Source organism: Pararhizobium sp. A13 (genome assembly GCF_040126305.1).
Lineage (GTDB): Bacteria > Pseudomonadota > Alphaproteobacteria > Rhizobiales > Rhizobiaceae > Pararhizobium.
On the sequence record NZ_CP149510.1, the window covers coordinates 1,930,091 to 1,945,200 of the forward strand.

Below are 15,110 nucleotides of genomic sequence, written 5' to 3' on the forward strand. Positions count from 1 at the left end.
AATGCCTTCCCGGTCAGTAATATTCCCGAATATATCCATAGGCCTTTTCGAAGAGCTCCGGATCCTGGTGCAGCTTGTAGCGAAAAAGAGTCTGACGGAGCGCCTTCTTGACCTCGCGCTCGCCGGCATGCGTGGCCTGCCAGCCATCAAACCTGACTGCGCGGACTATCTCGTCGATGTCATCGACGACCCGCTTGACCATCACCGGCGTCTCGCCGTTCTGGGCTTCTTCAAAGAGCGCTGTCAATGCCGCCTTGCCGCGGTCGATGTCCTCTTCTTCTGGCATCTCGCGCTCGGTTTTCACAACATCCTTCGCCAGTGCTAGAAGCTCCTTTAAGAAATCAATGGAGAGGAGCAAGCCCTGTTGATGCCGGTTCTTCAAATCTTCCAGACGTTCGCCGAGCGCCTTGAACTTGGGATTTCCTGCATGCTTCCGTAGGCGGCCGGCCAACTTTACCGAAATTTCTTTGGCCTTCTTTTCCGGGTCAGGGTTTCCAAGGACGGTCTCAAGCAGTTCGGCGTCCAGAACCAGCGTATCGAGATCGTCTCGTACCGCGTCGACATGGACGTTTTCGTGGATCAGCTCGATGGTCTTCGCACCAAGCCGGTGCCAGAGGAGGCGACCTGTGCCGCTCGACGGCTTCAAGGATTCGTAAACTTGTGCCAACCAGCGATAATCTGTTTCGTACTGCGTTAGCACCGGATCGGGTGATAGAGCCTCCCAGATCCGTGCCAGTACGCTGAAATCGGCCGCGAAGGCGTCGCGAAGCTCATTGTTCGGGATGCACTCCTGCGCGGCAATCAGACCCTCGTAACCCGTGAGGCTGCGGTCCACGCCTGCGAAGTAGGCGAGGCACTTCTGCAGCGCGGTCGGCAGAGCATTGATGAGCTCTGCGATATTCGATACCGCCTTTTTCATTCCCTCTTCATCGAACTGCAGTGCCTGCGCGACATCGTCGAAGATGCCGAGATAGTCGACAATCAGGCCGTGGGTCTTCTGTTCGCCATAGGGGCGGTTCGTCCGGCAGATCGCCTGCAGCAGCGTGTGGTCGCGCAGCGGCTTGTCCAGGTACATGGTCTGCAGAATCGGCGCGTCGAAGCCTGTCAGCAATTTCGACGTTACGATGATGATCTTCAGCGGGTCCTTCGGATCGCGGAACCTGTCGAGCAGCTTTTCCTCGGCATCGCGGTCGCGCTTGTAGGCGGCATACTCGGGTTCGCCGCTGTTCACAGACATCACGATATCCGACACTTCCGGGGGCAGGTGTCGGTCGAGTTCCTGCTTATAGAGCAGACAGCTCTCGCGGTCGAAGGTCACCACCTGCGCGCCAAAGCCGTTCGGGGCGACCTTCTCCTGGAAGTGCTTGGCGATGTCGGCGCAGATCGCGCGGATGCGCTCGGGCGCCTTGACCAGTATCGACATCTTGGCGGCAGCCTTGCCCAGCCGATCCCTGTCCTCATCCGTCAGGCCCTGGGTCAGCTCGGCATAGGCATCCTCGATTGCCTTCTGGTCGATGTGCAGATCCACCAGCCGCGGCTCGAAATGCAACTCCTTCGTCGCACCGTCACGGATCGAGTCGTCGAGGCCATAGCGGCTCATATAGCCGCCCTGATCAGTCTCGGCGCCAAAGGCATAGAATGTGTTCTTGTCCGCCCGATTGATCGGCGTGCCGGTTAGGCCGAACAGGAACGCATTCGGCAGTGCCTCGCGCATCTTGCGGCCCAGATCCCCCTCCTGCGTGCGGTGCGCCTCGTCCACAAGAACGATGATGTTGTCTCGATCGTTCAGCATGCCGTCCGCCTCGGCGAACTTGTGGATCGTGGTGATCACCACCTTCCGCGCGTCCTTACCCAAGAGATCGGCCAGTTCCTTGCGACTTTCCGTGCGCACCATGTTGGGCATGTCGGCGGCATAGAAGGTGCCGGAGATCTGGCTATCCAGGTCGATCCGGTCGACCACGATCAGCACCGTGGGGTTCTTCAGCGCCGAATGCAGCCGCAGCTTGCGCGCGGCGAACAGCATCAGAAGCGACTTGCCCGACCCCTGGAAATGCCAGATCAGCCCCTTGCGCGGCTGGCCCGCCACCACCCGTGCGACGATCTTGTTGACGCCGTCCACCTGCTGATAGCGAGCGATGATCTTGATGCGGTGTTTTCCCTTCTGCGTCGCGAAGGCGGTGAAGCTGTCGAGCATGTCCAGCACCATTGCCGGTCGCAGCATCGAAGTGGCAGCTTTTTCCACCGCGCCTAGCGTTTGCGGGCCGTCATCATCGCGCCAAGGCCCCCACATATCGACCGGCATCCGGACCGAGCCGTAGCGAAACTCTTTGCCCTCGGTCGCCACCGAAAAGACGTTGGGCACGAACAGCTCCGGTACGTTCCGCTCGTAATCGTCATGCACCTGCAAGGCGGCGTCGAGCCAGCTTTGGCTGGACCGCACCGGCGTCTTGGCTTCGGTCAGCACCAACGGGATGCCGTTCACCAGCAGCACCAGATCGGCGCGTTTTTCTGTCTTGCCGGCGCGTATGGTGAACTGCTGGGTGACGACAAAGCTGTTCTTCTCGATGTCCTCGAAATCGATCAGGCGGATAGTGACGTGTTCGCCATTCGCGCCAAAGGGCATCGACCGTTCGCCCAGCAGCCAGGCCGCAAATTCCTCGTTCGCCTTCACCAGCCCGCCCGACCGCGCGCCCATGACGATGGCGCGCAGGCGGTAAAGCACGTCATCGGCCCGGCCGGGATTGGCGGCGATGTCGGGGTTCAGGCGGATCAGGGCGTCGCGCAGGTGGGGTTCTACCAGCACCTCCTGCGGCTGGCGGGGTAGGTCGGCGGGGGTGACATAGTGCCAGCCGAGGCCCGCAATCTTGCCCCCGAAACGGGCGAGGCCAGGCGAGAGCTGCGCCGGGCGGGCCGAGGCCGCGCCCGTAAGAAGGTCGCGCAGATGAGCTTCGACGGTGTTGGCTTCGGTGAAGGTCATTCACTCACCTCTATTTCTGCAAACACACCTTCACGAATCTTCGCATGGGCATACCGTGCCTTTTCCAGTCGAGCAGCCGCATCTGCAACAGCATCGGCCAGAAGCGAAATCCTCCCGCAGATTTCTTTCTGTTCTTCCAGCGATGGGACTGGCACAGGAACAGGATTAAGGTGCTTGTGATTAAGTTGCGGAACTGACGTCGTATCGGCGAACCGCCAAAGGCCAATCCCCTTGAAAAACCACATCAGATATTCGGCAGACACACATTCTGGATGGGGCTCAAGCGCCATCAAATTCGGGTCCAGAGCCGCAGGACGTGCAAGAATGCCGATCTTATTCAGAAAGATCGATGCACCGCGCTTAGGGAAAACGACGGTTCCGGGCTTAAAGACCCGTATGCCAGGGTTTCTACTGGCCGAGAACCGGACTTCTGCGTTCTCGAGCTTTCGATGGTCGGCATTTCGATTGAAGTCGGCAACTTTGAAGAAGAGCGTGTTCCCGTCATCACCAGCTACGGGCTCGCCATTCCCGCTGCGTGCGTTGTAAATCCGCTCTCCTTTCTCTGCCGAAAAGCGCCCCTTGTATCCTTGAGACATAGAGAAGCCACGTATCTCGATCGTTTCCAATATGAGAGCGTCGAGCAGGATACTGGCCTGTTCACACAACCCATAAAGGCGATCGATGCTATTTGCCGAAGCATTGAGTGCGTCAACCAGCCGCGCCTGCTCCTGGATCGGCGGCAGCAGGAACTCGAAGCTGGCAAGGCTGGTCCAGTTGGTGCGCGGCGACAGCGACCCGGCCGAGGTCCCGACGGCATGATCGAAGAAGGCATCGGTCTGGCACAGGAATGGCAGCAACTCGGGCATCAGCCGGTCGTTCGCCGGTTCCAGCACATAGATGTCGCCAGAACAGACACCTTCGAAATCCGCCACTGCCACCTTGCGCTGATAGGCCCGGCGCTTGCCGAACAGAACCTGTCCCGGTTTGAACAGCGTGGCGAAGGTCGTGCCATCGGCCACGTCGCCCCAGCGCCGGATGCGCAGATCGCCGGGTTCGATATGCTCCAGCCCAACGACATGTTCAATCCCGGCCGCCTCTGGATCGGCCACGCGCGCTTTCGACAGGCGCACCACGTCGCCAAAGGCCACGCACGTCCACCCCGCTTTGGAAATCGGCCGCTCAAGCATCAGCATCCTCCGCAGGCGTCAAGCCGTCGAGCATGTCCACCAGCGTGTCCATGTTCCAGAAATCGCGCCCTTCCTCGTCGAACGCGGCCCAGGTCGCCGCCAGCGTCGCGCCCCCGCTTACCACCGCCGCCTTGGGCCGTTTAACATAGCGGGCAATCGACAGGTTACCGTCGGCCGCGAGCACATCAGCCACTTCCACCACCGTGGCGAGGCCGGGATTGTCGGCGAAGGCGTGATAGGCCGACAGGATGCGCGCCTGATGTTCGGAGCGCAGGAAGCTTTGCGCCCGTTCGCGCGCAATCTCGGCCACCGCGTCGATAAACAGGATGTGCCCCTTGCGCGCCGCGGGCTTCTGCGACCGGCAAATCACCACGCAAGCCTCCATAGGCGAGTTGTAGAACAGCCCCGGCCCCAGCCCCAGCACGCATTCAACCCGGTCGGATTCGACCAGCCTGCGCCGCATCTCGGCCTCTTCATTGCGGAACAGCACGCCATGCGGGAACAGGATCGCGCAGCGCCCGGTCTTCGGGTCCATCGACGACAGGATGTGCTGGAAGAAGGCGTAATCCGCCCGCCCCTGCGGCGGAGTGCCAAGGAAGTTGCGTCCCCAGGCATCCTGCTCCCATGCGCCGCGGTTCCATTTCTTGATGGAATAGGGCGGGTTGGCGAGGACCACGTCGAAGGTGCGCAGCCGGTCGCCCTGCACGAAGACGGGAGACGCGAGGGTGTTGCTGCTGGCGATGTGAAAATCGTCCACGCCATGAATGACGAGGTTCATGCGGGCGATGGCCGCGGTGATGGTGATCAGCTCCTGCCCGAAAAGGCCCGTGGTGCGAATGTCGCCCCCGCGCCGCTTCACCTCGGCCACGCACGAGATCAGCATGCCGCCGGTGCCGCAGGTCGGGTCATAGATGCTCTCGCCCGGCTGAGGCTCCAGCATCTGCGCCATCAGATGCACGAGGGTGCGGTTGGTGTAGAACTCCTGCGCCGTGTGGCCGCTATCGTCGGCGAATTTCTTGATCAGGTACTCGTAGCCGTTGCCAAGCTCATCTTCAGGCACGGCTGTAAGAGTCAGGTCGTGCTTCGAGAAGTGCTCGATCAGGTTCTTCAAGGTGCTGTCGGGCATCTGGGCCTTGTCGGTCCAGTTGGCATTGCCGAAGATGCCCTGCAGGCGCTCCGGGTTGGCGGCCTCGATGGCCAGGAAGGCCGACAGCAGCGCCCGGCCGACATCGCGCGGAGCAGCGCGCACGTCATTCCAATGTGCGCCTTCGGGGATCACGAAACGATCGTTGGCGGTGTCGGTCGCATAGCCTGTGTCACCTGTCTCCGTGAGAGCGAGCTGGTAATCCTCATCCCAGACGTCAGACAGGCGTTTGAAGAACATCAGTGGGAAAATGTACTGCTTGTAGTCGCTGGCATCGATGAGGCCCCGCAGCAGGATGGCAGCGCCCCAGAGGTAGCTTTCGAGTTCGCGCTGGGTGAGCCCGGTCATTGCAGCCACCCCCCATCGACCAGCACCTTGCGCAGATGATCCTCGGCAGTACGGGCATCGGCGAGAGCGGTCTTGAACATGTCGATTGCCTCGGCCAGTGGTGGAATGTCTTGCCCTATGGGCGGCAGGACGTAGCGTGAGATGTTCAACGTCCAGCCTGCCTTCTTGATCTCATCCAGCGTTGCGACCTTGACGCGGTCCTCGACATTCTCAAAGCCGCGATACCAGGCGACGATCTGGTCGTTGTGCTCCTGGTCGAGGAAGTTCTGCGCTCGGCCTTTGCGGAACAGGCTAGAGGCGTCGATGATTAGGACCTTGTTCTTGCGGGCTTCGGGCTTCTTGCGGCGCAGGATAACGACGCATCCGGCCAACTGTGTGCCGTAGAACAGGTTTGGCGCGAGCCCGATAACAGCCTCGACCATATCCTTCTCGAGCAGAGCCTGCCGGATCGAACCCTCTGCCGATTTCCGGAACAGGGCCCCCTGCGGGAGGACTACTGCCATGCGGCTGTTTCCCGAGGGTGCCATTGAAGCGATCATATGCTGGACGAAGGCATAGTCGCCATAGCTTTCCGGCGGTATGCCATATGGCGTACGGCCCCAAGGATCGGCCTCCCAAAGATCACGGCCCCATTCCTTGAGCGAAAACGGTGGGTTCGCGATCACGCAGTCGAAGGTAGCGAGGCCGCCTGTGCTCGAGTCCGTGAATGCCGGATTGCGTAGAGTGTCCTCTCGGGCCACCTGAAAATCTTCGATCCCGTGAAGGACGAGGTTCATTCGCGCGATAGCCGAGGTGGTGAGGTTCTTTTCTTGTCCGTAGACCTTTCCGTAGAACCTGCGTGCATCGCCTCCCTTTCGGATCACATGCTCAATAGCGCCAAGAAGCATGCCACCCGTTCCACAAGCGGGATCGTAAATGCTCTCGCCTTCTTTCGGATCGAGGATTTCCACCATCATCCGCACGACGCTTCTCGGCGTATAGAACTCGCCTGCCTTGTTTCGGCGGGTGACGTCGGCGAACTTACCCACGAGGTATTCATAGGCATCACCAAGGACGTCAGTGCTCGCCGCCTTGTTGCCGAGCTGGATCTCTGAAAACCCTTCAATCAGGTCCTTGAGAAGCTCATCACTGAATTTCTCTTTGTTGCCCCAGTCAGCGGAGCCAAAAACACGAAAGAGGGTGTCTGGATTGGCGCGCTCGATCTCTTGCATAGCCTTCTGCAACGCCGCGCCCACGTTTGACGCCAAGCTGCGCACGTCGTTCCAATGACTGCCGTCCGGAAGAACGAAACGGTGGGCCTCCGGGAATTGAAAGGGATCGACGTCGCCGTAGATTTCTTTGGCTTCAGCCGTTTCCTCATCCCAGACGTCAGAAATTCGCTTAAAAAACAACAACGGAAGGATGTAGCCCTTCCAATCGGTTCGGTCGACGGCAGATCCGCGCAGCGTGTTTGCCGCGTCCCAAAGGGCAGATTTCAGTTCCTGTACACTCACGTTTTCAATGCTCATTCGGTCATTATCAGCTCAGACTGCCCTTCTATTTTAATCGCAGCAGCATTGCCTAGAACATTCGTAGCTGCTGTCCAATCAGTCCAGAGCTGTGGTTGCCGAGGGAGTGGCTAGGATCTCGTGACACTTCATTTACCAGGTCATGATTTCTGACTTGTGTAGCTTTGTTTGTAAATACAAAAGGTTGTGGCATTGTCGGAACGCTGAGTCATAAGAAGGTCACTAGGATGCTGGATATCAAGTTTATATGCCCAAACCCCAGTTGCGAGAGTTTTGAGATACAGGCAGAGATTGATGATGTTCAATACGATATGGCCGAGCAGGAGGATCACGATTCGGTGGTTACAATGCAAAGCCGCGTCATCTGTGGCTGTGGAGACGAGCCGTATACGGTTGAAGTGATCGCACAGGGCGGCGAAAAGAAAGTAATCGTCCTCGAAGACGAAGGCATCCGCGTGAAATTCAGTGACAACAGTGGCGACTACACGGGTGAAATGATCGATTTATTCTACGCGCCGCCCGACGATTGAAGTCGGTATAAGCCTCAAAGCGGAAATAATTTCCGACACCTCACCCCTTGAACACCTGCTCGCGATGATATTGCAGGAATTGCGAGTGCGGACGCTCGTCAGCACGTGACGGCACGAGCAGGCGCCGCTCCTGATTGATCAGCCGCGTAATGGTGTCGGGAACGCCGCCACTCGGGAGCCGAGGTCCAGGAAACTATCGGAGCGTGTGGCAATGACAGATGAGGGCACCGAGGAGCTTGCCATTATTGCGGCGCGCGCTGACGAAATAAAAACCGGTCTCGACGCAGCCTACACGACAGAGGAGCTGCAGCGACCATTGAGCAGGCGTATGGTTCACGCGCTCATCGCGGCTACAACCGCCGCTACAGCCGCGAAGCTAAAGACGCTCGCTGGCCGCGTCGCGGAACTCGAAGCTGGCGGCGTCCGCTATGTCGGCTCTTTTCAGCGGGCCCTGGAATACCGAAAGGGCAGCGTTACGACCTTCGATGGGTCGATGTGGATAGCGCTTGTTAACGTGCCAGCGGGCGTTCAACCCGGCTCAAACGCCGCCTTCTGGCAGCTTTCTCAAAAGGCGAACCCCGCGCGCGCAAACAGACGGAAGGACGGCAGCAATGACCCTTGAAGAGGTTCTTCGTCGGACAAAGGCGTCCCTAGACGCCCAAGCTGACGCTGCGATGGAGAGGTCGCGCGAAAGCCTCCATTTCAGCCCGCTCACCGACGGTGAGATCGATGAGCTAATGGCGGAACAGTATGCGTACCTTGTTCAATGGAAGATAGACGCCCTTGCGGAGATCGAGCGAGAACTAAGGGCTTGGCAATGAACGTGCGCCCGAGGCGGAAGCCAATTATGCCCGCCCATGTAGCTCGGATTTTAGGAAACTCCTAAAAAGGCAGTTTAGATTCGTAGACTACTATGAATTGCATGCAGAACAGCGATATCTCGTTACCCTACCGAAAAACATTGCAGCGGCGCGAATTGACACGATTCGCGCCTTTTCTCATCCTGGAATCGATTCCATGGCTATTCGCCGCGACGGTTTTCCGGACGAGAGCGCAAGGCTCCGGAGGAGCGCTGCTCGTCGGATTACCCCTCGTCCAGCTGTTCGTATTCATGGCATTCCTGCTGGCGGCACGACGGATGATCAGCGCGGCGGACGGGGGTACCAGCCTCGGCCGATTGCAGTTCAAGAATCAGCTCGCCTTAGCGCGAACCATTCTGCGCCGACTGCTGGGCCTGTCCGTCATCGCTTCGGTGATTGCGGTTGGGTTTGGGGCTAGCCCTAAGACGATCGTCTTTTACTGGCTCGGGATGGATGGGATCGTCTTTTACTGGTACGGACACGCCATACCTTTCTTGAGTGCTTTTCTCGCCGCTGTTATGTTTTTGATGGTGGTGGAAAAGGGCATGGACCGGGAGCCAAAAGTGAAGTCCGCTCTCATGGAGATCGTCAGCCGATGGCGCTATCTGGTGCCAGCTGTATTCCTGTTTGGCCTGTTCTTCACAGGTGCAAATGCATTACAGACGCATGTGGATGTAGCTCTAGAACCCGTCTACCAAGCGGTCTCGCCCGCCTTTGGCAGATACTTCTATACTGGTTATCATCTTCTCTTTTCGTATGTCCGGCTTTGGCTCACGGTTGCAGCGCTCACATATACGATCAGAGCCTCCTATCGTGCCTCCGCTTCCGTGGACACTGCGAGCTAAGGGCTTCGTCACGCTAATCGCAACCGGGGGGGCGGGTCGAACGTTGAAAAGGGAAGCCCTCGGGGACCGGCGCGGGAGTCACGCGGAGAATTTTTTCTAGGCAGAAAAAAGTCCGATCAGCTACTCAGGGTGACGGACCAAGATTTGCTGTAGTCTCTGGTTTTAGGCCGAAATCACGATTATTTTTCTACCGTCATGAGAAATCCAACGAGACCACGAGGACGGCCGAGGCATGAATCATCAGCAACGACGCGGCGCTTCGTTGAAGCGATGGCGGGTGCGGGCGTACCGCAGAGAGAGATAGCCGCCGTGCTCACCGTCGCAGTGCCGACATTGCGGAGGCACTATCACGACGAATTGCGGCGCGGCAGTGCCCTGGTGCAAGCCACGCTCGTCGGCAATCTGCTGCGCATCGCCGGCGGCCGCGACGCCACCGCATTGAAGGCGATCATATTTTCTTTGCAATGCCGGTTCGGTTGGTCGCGGTATCTGCCGCCGCCGCGCTGAGCACCACCAGGCATACTCAACAGCAGCCTTCAGCCGACGCGGATCGCGTCTAATTGCTGGCGGCCTTGATTCTTTCAATGAGCCATTGCGTTTGCGTTTGTCCATCGAGTGACACTGTATACTCGGATGCATGAGAATCGTCGGTATAGCTGCCTACATACTCGCAGCTGGCGATACCGCGGACCGGCGTTCCATAGGCATTAGGGGCGTCGTAGCTTATGAGAAGGGTGAATACCATAGGCCTTAACCGTCCGCTGTCGAACGCCTGCATCTTGCTTGTGAAATAGCTTGTGGGGAGGTCGATTCTTCCCACGTGCTTGGAGAAGGCCTCCCGATCCATCTTTGTTTCGGAACTGACGATCTCAATCCGCTCGTATCCGGAAGGGGATCGCAAACGTTGCTGCAAGACTGCTTCGCAAACCTTTACGATCTTCGGATCGAAGAAGCTGCAGCTGCACAGCGCCGGCAGCAAAAGCACCAGGGCGCCTGCGTGAACCACGTTCTTCAGTCTGACAATGGTCGCCATGGCTGCCCCCCAAACGCAACACAACCGAGACGGCATAGCGTCTCACAGCGCACGTGACAGTCAAGGATTAAGGGCATCGCCAAAACGAGGTAGGAAACGGGGTTCTGCGAGCCTCAAACACAAAAGGCTGGACAAACCCGACCTCTCGTCGTCACCTCAGGGCAGAGATATTCGACTGGTATCCAATCCACCGGCCGGCTCGTCCTTTGGGTGAACGATCTCGTTCGATGAGGTGCTGATAAACGGCTCGGATGCCTTCGGGGCTGTCAGGCGCGTGATGATCACAGCCTGACCCATACACAGCGTTCCCAGCCCGAAGGCGACGGCACCAAGAATTTCATGGATGGCGCCCTGAGCTGACAGGGTAGCAAGCACCCCGCCGAGCATCTGCAAAATCCCGAGTATGCCTATAATAATTGCCATAATTTTCCCACTCCCCATAGCTGCAGGGTGGCAGAATGCACGCGGGCGTCAAGATTGCCCGAAAGGTGCACTGCAAAGCGAAACTCACTCCGTTTGGGGTACGGGTACTGCAGCTTCTACTAATGCACGTCATCGGATACAATCGCGGCGCAAACTTTCTGGGGGGAAGGGCATGCGTATACACTCCGATCGCCGACGCTTATCGCCATTGTTGTTCATCCCACCCATGGCGGCGGTGATCCTTGGAGGCGCGTATGGCTGGGCAACCATGCCGCCCACGGACACGATAAGCGCTTCCTTCTCGCTGTGCGGAGAATCCGCCCGCGTCACTTGCGTCGTCGATGGCGATACGTTTTGGCCGATGCTGTGAAGTATCGAATATCGGATATCGACACACCCGAGATAAGCGAGCCGAGATGCCAGGAAGAGTTGACGCTCGGAGAGGCGGCGAAATTCCGGCTCCTATCCCTGCTCAATGAAGGTCCCTTTGGCTTGAAAGCCGGCCTTAGAGACGAGGACAAGTACGGGCGCAAGCTCAGGGCGGTTTATCGCGGCGGCCAGTCGCTGGGGGATGTTCTTGTCGAAGAGGGGCTTGCCCGCACGTGGACAGGGCAGCGCATGCCTTGGTGCTGAGACCGGCCAGTAGTGCCTGCCCGGATGACTTACCTCATATATAAAAGTTACGCGGGCTCGCGCCCTGCAAGTGTATCATCACCAAGGGAGGGTCCGATAACCGAGATCAACCTGACCGGTCATCAATATGGATTCACGGCCCCCGGACAGTGCCGGTCGATTACCGCCTGCATCTCCTCTCTGGCCAGTTGCTTCTGTTCGGTAGTTGGCGGCTTTGCTGGCTGTCCGCCTATCTGGGATGGATACTTCGTGGTCGCACTACGCAGCATGTAAGTGATGTCTGGTTCTTTTTTCGCCTTTTCTTCCTTGGCAATGAGATCCAACAAATCCTTCGCACCGCGCATACGCCAGATACTGACCATTTCCCCGAAGCTCTCGTAGGTCATCGGCTGACCTTCCTTCGCCACGCGAAACAACGCATCCCTAATCTCATTTTTTCTATTGATGAATTTGACAACCATGAAAGCTCCTCCATCCAGGGTTTGGAGCTTTGCACAGCGCCAGCACTTGTCAAATCATCCAAAGGAATTAACAGGTGCCAGAAGGACTAAGTAAGCGTGCTTGATTGTCGTTTATTTATCGCTTATGTTAGTAAGCATCACACAAGCGTGTGTGTGGATCGCTTCGAGAGGGTGAGATGTTTGCCGTATCAGTGCAGTTCAACAATTTGGCAGAAGCCGATGTCGCGATTAAAGCGGTCAAGGCCATGAGGGATGGTATTCCCTATTTGATGAAGGACGAGGAGGGTGCGCGGAACACCGCGGACGCCGGCCTTACAAAGAGGCTCGTAGAGGCGCTGTCCTATCCGGACAACGACGGTATCAAGAGTTCCTTAATCGAGACGCTCTTCGCGGCGCCGGCATCGGAATGGGTAGCATATCCGACCATGGTGGAAGCTGCGGCAAAACAAGTGCAAATGACCAAGGAAGACAGTGCCCGTCGGACCCCTGCAGCACTCCGCGACCTGTCGTGGCAGGTAAAGCAAAAGGTTGATCCCACGGATTTGTCGGGGAAGCAAAAGGCTATCGAGGTTCTAGCCGAGCGAATTCGGTCTGGTGGTGCATTCAGCTATCGCTTAACGCCAGCTGGCCGTCGCGCGGCCGAGATTTGGTTGCTCGGCTGAGTGCGTTCAAAGCGGAGGATCGGCGCGGTATCTTTCGACGTCGCGCCGCTGACGGTTATTCAAGTGACCATCGGCGGAGGAAAAGGGACTGTTGCACGCGAGCTTAATCGTCAGGGGACTTGCATGAAAAACGAAGAAGAAATACCGCCGGCACCGTCGATTGGCTATCTGTACCTTGCGGTCGCTTTTGTGGCTGCATTTTGGCTGGCGAACCTGTGGTATGGCAGCGGATTGGATGACGATCATCGAGGACTCTTTGGGGACATGTTCGGTGCCGTTAACGCACTGTTTTCAGGTCTGGCCTTTGCGGGGGTCGCCTACGCGATTGCGATGCAGCGCTACGAAGTGGACATCGCGCGACGGGAGAACAGGGACACCAAGAGGCTGCTTAGCGCTCAGGAACAGCAAATTCAGAGGCAGAACGAGGCGACGGAGAAACAGGTTTTCGAGGAAACGTTCTTCCAACTTTTGCGCCTGCAAAATGACATAGCTGGCCGGGTGGAAACGAGAACGTGGGAGACAGGATCAGTGCAAACCGTCATTGGGAAAGACGCCATTGCCCACTTGGTCATCCAGTTTCGCACGCTCTATACGCCTGGATGGATGGATGCGTACGATGAACAATCCTATGACGAAGCGTTTGCAGCCTTTTCCGAAGCTCGTGGTCCAGAAGTAGGCCACTACTTCCGCATGCTCTACAACATTTTTAAATTCGTCGACAACTCCCCTGTCAAGGACAAAAAGTTCTACACCAACATTGTTCGCGCGCAGCTCTCCAACCACGAAGTTGAGTTGCTTTTCTATAACGGAATGGGGCGCGTTGGTCGGCCTAAATTCAAGCCGCTGATCGAGAAGTATGCGCTCTTGAAAAATTTCGCTGTAGCAAGAACTGACCCTCCTCCCTACCGTATGTTTCGTTACGATCCGTCGGCCTATGGCAAGCCAGACGATGGTAGCAGATTGGGTTTCCAGGCTTGGGGACTGTTGCAAAGCGACGGCGTCAAGCACGCTGGCGGGCTACTAAGCCTTGTCGCTTGCGGCTCTGGCTGCGGAAAATCCTAACTTCATGTGGGCATTTAATGCCAGTTCATCTCACCCAGCATCCCCCGGAAACGCCGGCAGGCTTCCTTCTTTCCTAAGCGGTCAGAATTCACTTTTAGATTCATTGCGCCAAAGTCTCTAGCCGCCTTTTGATAAGCCTGGTCGGAACCAACCATCACACCCTGAAGCCACACATTCCTTTCCGGTCGCAAGGGAATATTGCACTTGTAGGCAATGAATCCCAACGCCAGCGCATCTCTCTTACGGATGTCGTCGGCATCGGATGATGCCATTGTAGGATGCGCCAATAGCGCGACAGCAATAAGTGTCAGAACAAAAATTCGCATAATCTCTCCCCTGATCATCGACCCTGTGCAGAACGCCTCATAAATCAGCGTCATATTGGTAACCGTTGAAGCGATCAGCGACAATCCTTCCAGCGTTTTGCCATCTGCGGGGGACTTACTCGTCGATCTGATAGATCGTCGCGTCTTCCTTGATTTCCTGCAGCCCCTTGAATGATACATGTCGCAGCTTGCCATCCTCCGTCCAGGCGCGATACTCGATCTCGGCGGCGAGTATCGGCCGCGTGAAGATGGCATTCTTCCTGCTGATTTTTACCGCCGGCGTCTTCGTGGGGATCTGCTCCAGCAGCTCGCGCAGCTTCACGGACGATTGCTGTGAGAAGCCGGTTTCGACGCCGCCGACATAGACCAGGCTGCCGTCTTTGCGCGCGGCGAGCAGCAGCCGGCCAATTGCGCCGGGCACGGTCGATGGCTCGAAACCGATGATCGCGAAATTGTCGCGGCGCGCACATTTGATCTTCAGCCATTCCGGCCGCTTGCCGGAGCGATAGGGCCGTGCCCGATGCTTGGCGACGATGCCTTCAAGGCCGAGGTCGCAGGCGACACGGAAGAACGTCTCGCCATCCCCGTCCACCTCCTCGGATAGACGTATGGCGCCGTCGCGGCCCTCCAGCAGTGGTTCAAGCAGACGCCGTCGCTCGCGTTGCGGCAGACGGTGCAGATCCCGCCCGTCGAGATAGAGCAGATCGAAGGCATAGAGGATGATTTCGCCCGGTTCATGTGAGGCCGGCCGGCGGCCAAGCGCTCGCTGCAACAACCCGAAATCGGTTCGGCCCTTCTCGTCGAGCACGACTGCCTCACCATCGAGAATGGCCGTTTTCAGGGGCAGGTGCGGCACCTCGGCGACGATCGCGGGAAAGCGATCCGTCCAATCATGCCCGCCACGGGTCAGGATCTTTACGCTGGCTGGCTCGATGTGGACGGCCAGACGATAACCGTCCCACTTGATCTCGAAAGCCCAGTCGCTTCCCTTTGGCGGCTTTAGGGTGAGAAGCGCCAGGCAGGGATCGATGCGGCACGGCATGGGGTCGACGGGCAACCGAGGTTTCCTCCAATGCCACCCCAGAATATCAGAGTTTCGGGCCGAAATCGC

16 protein-coding genes and 1 pseudogene are annotated in these 15,110 nt (G+C 57.9%); 8 read left to right on the forward strand and 9 right to left on the reverse strand.

Annotation, left to right across the window (positions count from 1 at the left end):
* Positions 1–13 precede the first annotated feature (13 nt).
* The 4 genes from WI754_RS09300 to WI754_RS09315 are packed head-to-tail and all read right to left on the reverse strand — an operon-like array spanning position 14 to position 7,164.
* A complete protein-coding gene (locus WI754_RS09300) occupies positions 14–2,977 on the reverse strand; it encodes an HsdR family type I site-specific deoxyribonuclease (protein ID WP_349437400.1) in 2,964 nt (987 codons plus the stop codon).
* Complete coding sequence (locus tag WI754_RS09305) at positions 2,974–4,164, reverse strand: hypothetical protein (RefSeq protein ID WP_349437401.1); 1,191 nt, start codon at positions 4,162–4,164, stop codon at positions 2,974–2,976. Before WI754_RS09305 ends, WI754_RS09300 begins: the two co-directional genes overlap by 4 nt.
* Positions 4,157–5,656 carry a class I SAM-dependent DNA methyltransferase gene (locus tag WI754_RS09310; protein ID WP_349437402.1) on the reverse strand — a complete coding sequence of 500 codons (1,500 nt, stop codon included), beginning with the start codon at positions 5,654–5,656 and terminating at the stop codon, positions 4,157–4,159. Before WI754_RS09310 ends, WI754_RS09305 begins: the two co-directional genes overlap by 8 nt.
* The gene (locus WI754_RS09315) at positions 5,653–7,164 is read right to left on the reverse strand and encodes a class I SAM-dependent DNA methyltransferase (protein WP_349437403.1); all 1,512 of its coding nucleotides are present in this window, start codon (positions 7,162–7,164) and stop codon (positions 5,653–5,655) included. Before WI754_RS09315 ends, WI754_RS09310 begins: the two co-directional genes overlap by 4 nt.
* Before the next feature lie 227 nt (positions 7,165–7,391).
* Here WI754_RS09315 and WI754_RS09320 point away from each other — a divergent pair, with 227 nt between their 5' ends.
* The 5 genes from WI754_RS09320 to WI754_RS09340 all read left to right on the forward strand — a co-directional run bounded on the left by WI754_RS09320 (position 7,392) and on the right by WI754_RS09340 (position 9,906).
* Positions 7,392–7,694 (forward strand): hypothetical protein, encoded by a 303-nt coding sequence (locus WI754_RS09320; protein ID WP_349437405.1) that lies wholly within the window; start codon positions 7,392–7,394, stop codon positions 7,692–7,694.
* Positions 7,695–7,905: 211 nt separating this feature from the next.
* Positions 7,906–8,316 carry a transposase gene (locus WI754_RS09325; protein ID WP_349437406.1) on the forward strand — a complete coding sequence of 137 codons (411 nt, stop codon included), beginning with the start codon at positions 7,906–7,908 and terminating at the stop codon, positions 8,314–8,316.
* Entirely contained in the window at positions 8,306–8,515 is a 210-nt protein-coding gene (locus WI754_RS09330; protein ID WP_349437407.1) for a hypothetical protein, read from the forward strand. Before WI754_RS09325 ends, WI754_RS09330 begins: the two co-directional genes overlap by 11 nt.
* A gap of 101 nt (positions 8,516–8,616) precedes the next feature.
* A complete protein-coding gene (locus WI754_RS09335) occupies positions 8,617–9,399 on the forward strand; it encodes a hypothetical protein (protein WP_349437408.1) in 783 nt (260 codons plus the stop codon).
* 270 nt (positions 9,400–9,669) lie between these two features.
* Positions 9,670–9,906 carry a hypothetical protein gene (locus WI754_RS09340; RefSeq protein ID WP_349437409.1) on the forward strand — a complete coding sequence of 79 codons (237 nt, stop codon included), beginning with the start codon at positions 9,670–9,672 and terminating at the stop codon, positions 9,904–9,906.
* Between the two features lie 49 nt (positions 9,907–9,955).
* On the opposite strand, the gene WI754_RS09345 is transcribed toward WI754_RS09340, so the two are convergent.
* Both WI754_RS09345 and WI754_RS09350 read right to left on the reverse strand, forming a co-directional pair.
* Complete coding sequence (locus WI754_RS09345; RefSeq protein ID WP_349437410.1) at positions 9,956–10,432, reverse strand: hypothetical protein; 477 nt, start codon at positions 10,430–10,432, stop codon at positions 9,956–9,958.
* 156 nt (positions 10,433–10,588) lie between these two features.
* Positions 10,589–10,855, reverse strand: coding sequence for a hypothetical protein (locus WI754_RS09350; protein WP_349437411.1), 267 nt, complete (start codon positions 10,853–10,855; stop codon positions 10,589–10,591).
* A gap of 268 nt (positions 10,856–11,123) precedes the next feature.
* On the opposite strand from WI754_RS09350, the pseudogene WI754_RS09355 reads away from it, so the two are divergent.
* Positions 11,124–11,488 (forward strand): annotated as a pseudogene (locus WI754_RS09355) (thermonuclease family protein).
* Positions 11,489–11,610: 122 nt separating this feature from the next.
* On the opposite strand, the gene WI754_RS09360 reads toward WI754_RS09355, so the two are convergent.
* Positions 11,611–11,949 carry a hypothetical protein gene (locus tag WI754_RS09360; RefSeq protein ID WP_349437412.1) on the reverse strand — a complete coding sequence of 113 codons (339 nt, stop codon included), beginning with the start codon at positions 11,947–11,949 and terminating at the stop codon, positions 11,611–11,613.
* A gap of 176 nt (positions 11,950–12,125) precedes the next feature.
* Here WI754_RS09360 and WI754_RS09365 point away from each other — a divergent pair, with 176 nt between their 5' ends.
* Entirely contained in the window at positions 12,126–12,611 is a 486-nt protein-coding gene (locus WI754_RS09365) for a hypothetical protein (RefSeq protein WP_349437414.1), read from the forward strand.
* A 123-nt stretch (positions 12,612–12,734) separates the two neighbouring features.
* Positions 12,735–13,673: a putative phage abortive infection protein gene (locus tag WI754_RS09370; RefSeq protein WP_349437415.1), complete on the forward strand. Its 939-nt coding sequence runs from the start codon at positions 12,735–12,737 to the stop codon at positions 13,671–13,673.
* Between the two features lie 14 nt (positions 13,674–13,687).
* Here the strand turns inward: WI754_RS09370 and WI754_RS09375 are convergent, their stop codons facing one another.
* Both WI754_RS09375 and ligD read right to left on the reverse strand, forming a co-directional pair.
* Positions 13,688–14,053, reverse strand: coding sequence for a hypothetical protein (locus WI754_RS09375; protein ID WP_349437417.1), 366 nt, complete (start codon positions 14,051–14,053; stop codon positions 13,688–13,690).
* Positions 14,054–14,114: 61 nt separating this feature from the next.
* Entirely contained in the window at positions 14,115–15,041 is a 927-nt protein-coding gene (ligD, locus tag WI754_RS09380) for a non-homologous end-joining DNA ligase (RefSeq protein ID WP_349437779.1), read from the reverse strand.
* Positions 15,042–15,110: the final 69 nt, after the last annotated feature.

Excerpts from the sequence above, each read along its gene's own strand:
- WI754_RS09300 (WP_349437400.1), bottom strand. The coding sequence starts at position 2,977 with ATGACCTTCACCGAAGCCAACACCGTCGAAGCTCATCTGCGCGACCTT.
- WI754_RS09305 (WP_349437401.1), bottom strand. The coding sequence starts at position 4,164 with ATGCTTGAGCGGCCGATTTCCAAAGCGGGGTGGACGTGCGTGGCCTTT.
- WI754_RS09310 (WP_349437402.1), bottom strand. The coding sequence starts at position 5,656 with ATGACCGGGCTCACCCAGCGCGAACTCGAAAGCTACCTCTGGGGCGCT.
- WI754_RS09315 (WP_349437403.1), bottom strand. The coding sequence starts at position 7,164 with ATGAGCATTGAAAACGTGAGTGTACAGGAACTGAAATCTGCCCTTTGG.
- WI754_RS09320 (WP_349437405.1), top strand. The coding sequence starts at position 7,392 with ATGCTGGATATCAAGTTTATATGCCCAAACCCCAGTTGCGAGAGTTTT.
- WI754_RS09325 (WP_349437406.1), top strand. The coding sequence starts at position 7,906 with ATGACAGATGAGGGCACCGAGGAGCTTGCCATTATTGCGGCGCGCGCT.
- WI754_RS09330 (WP_349437407.1), top strand. The coding sequence starts at position 8,306 with ATGACCCTTGAAGAGGTTCTTCGTCGGACAAAGGCGTCCCTAGACGCC.
- WI754_RS09335 (WP_349437408.1), top strand. The coding sequence starts at position 8,617 with ATGCAGAACAGCGATATCTCGTTACCCTACCGAAAAACATTGCAGCGG.
- WI754_RS09340 (WP_349437409.1), top strand. The coding sequence starts at position 9,670 with ATGGCGGGTGCGGGCGTACCGCAGAGAGAGATAGCCGCCGTGCTCACC.
- WI754_RS09345 (WP_349437410.1), bottom strand. The coding sequence starts at position 10,432 with ATGGCGACCATTGTCAGACTGAAGAACGTGGTTCACGCAGGCGCCCTG.
- WI754_RS09350 (WP_349437411.1), bottom strand. The coding sequence starts at position 10,855 with ATGGCAATTATTATAGGCATACTCGGGATTTTGCAGATGCTCGGCGGG.
- WI754_RS09360 (WP_349437412.1), bottom strand. The coding sequence starts at position 11,949 with ATGGTTGTCAAATTCATCAATAGAAAAAATGAGATTAGGGATGCGTTG.
- WI754_RS09365 (WP_349437414.1), top strand. The coding sequence starts at position 12,126 with ATGTTTGCCGTATCAGTGCAGTTCAACAATTTGGCAGAAGCCGATGTC.
- WI754_RS09370 (WP_349437415.1), top strand. The coding sequence starts at position 12,735 with ATGAAAAACGAAGAAGAAATACCGCCGGCACCGTCGATTGGCTATCTG.
- WI754_RS09375 (WP_349437417.1), bottom strand. The coding sequence starts at position 14,053 with ATGACGCTGATTTATGAGGCGTTCTGCACAGGGTCGATGATCAGGGGA.
- ligD (WP_349437779.1), bottom strand. The coding sequence starts at position 15,041 with ATGCCGTGCCGCATCGATCCCTGCCTGGCGCTTCTCACCCTAAAGCCG.